Genomic DNA, 1099 nt, shown 5'->3' with positions numbered 1-1099 from the left:
TGTCCGTCATGAACTTGACGTCCGGCCGCAACTTGAATTCCCAGGTGGTCGGATTGATCATGCGCCACGACAGCGCCAGGCTGGGCTTGGGACGGAGTTGATGATCCTGTGCCACCAGGGAATCATAGACATGGGCCCAGATGTTGCGGTTGGCACTATTGAGGACGTGCGGATCGGCCGAGGTAATTTCTGCCTTGAACCCGATCTTCAGTTCAGCCGCCTGCGCGACCGTCCCCAGCAGCCCAACGGCGATACAGGCTGCGGCAAATACTTTCCTCACTACCTTGAACATGTTACGACCCTCTCCTTGACTTCGTTAAACAGTTGACCATGTCTGACTCGGCTCTCAACGATATCCCAGATTCATGGACAGTTGGCGCGCCGCCTCCCGCAGCATTCCCGCCGTCGCTGCGACATCCTTGTCACGGATACGGCTGGCCGGACCTGCCACGCTGAGGGCGGCCATCACCTCGGCTTTGGCATTGAAGACGGGCGCTGCAATGGCCACCGAATCGGCCGACATCTCGCCGTAGGAGACGGCATGTCCCGTCTGCAGGACCTTGGCAATGGCCTGCTTGAGGCTACTGCGATTGACCAGCGTGGCGCTGGTGAAGCGCTTGCGCTCAGTACGCAGGACATGGTCCTGGATCTCCCTGGGAGCATAGGCCAACAGCACCTTGCCCGAAGCTCCCACGTAAAGAGGACGCCGGCCGCCTGGCTGGGTCTGGACGCGAATAGGCTCAAAAGACTCCCAGCGTGCAATGCAGACCGACTCCAGACCGTCGCGGATGCGCATCTGCACACTTTCGTTGCAGGCAATGCCGATCTGGCGCAGGTATTTCTTGCCCAGTCGTGCCAGACTGATCTGGCCTTCCGCCGCCACCCCCAGGTATAAGGCGTTGTAGCCCAGACCATAGATGGGGGCCTGGTTATCGCGACAGACCAGGCCGTTCTTCTCCAGCGTATAAAGCATACGGAATGCCCGCGCCTTGGTCATCCCGGAGCGCAGCGACAACTCCGTCACTCCGAGGCCTGGGCACTGTGCCACCAACAGGAGCAAGCCCAATGTCTCCTCAACTGCATCGATCGTGTAATCAGT

1 protein-coding gene and 1 pseudogene are annotated in these 1099 nt (G+C 59.8%); both read right to left on the bottom strand.

The genetic code is table 11. The annotated features are described in order from the left end of the window. Positions 1 to 292: pseudogene (locus I5W_RS07015) on the bottom strand (ABC transporter substrate-binding protein); the annotation flags it as partial. Between the two features lie 54 nt (positions 293 to 346). Next, positions 347 to 1099, bottom strand: a 753-nt coding sequence (locus tag I5W_RS07010) for an IclR family transcriptional regulator (RefSeq protein WP_148289050.1), incomplete at its 5' end; no start/stop codon positions are given.

This window comes from Herbaspirillum sp. B65 (assembly GCF_000333555.1).
Classification (GTDB): Bacteria; Pseudomonadota; Gammaproteobacteria; order Burkholderiales; family Burkholderiaceae_D; genus Herbaspirillum; species Herbaspirillum rubrisubalbicans.
This window is presented reverse-complemented; position numbering and strand designations above follow the sequence as displayed.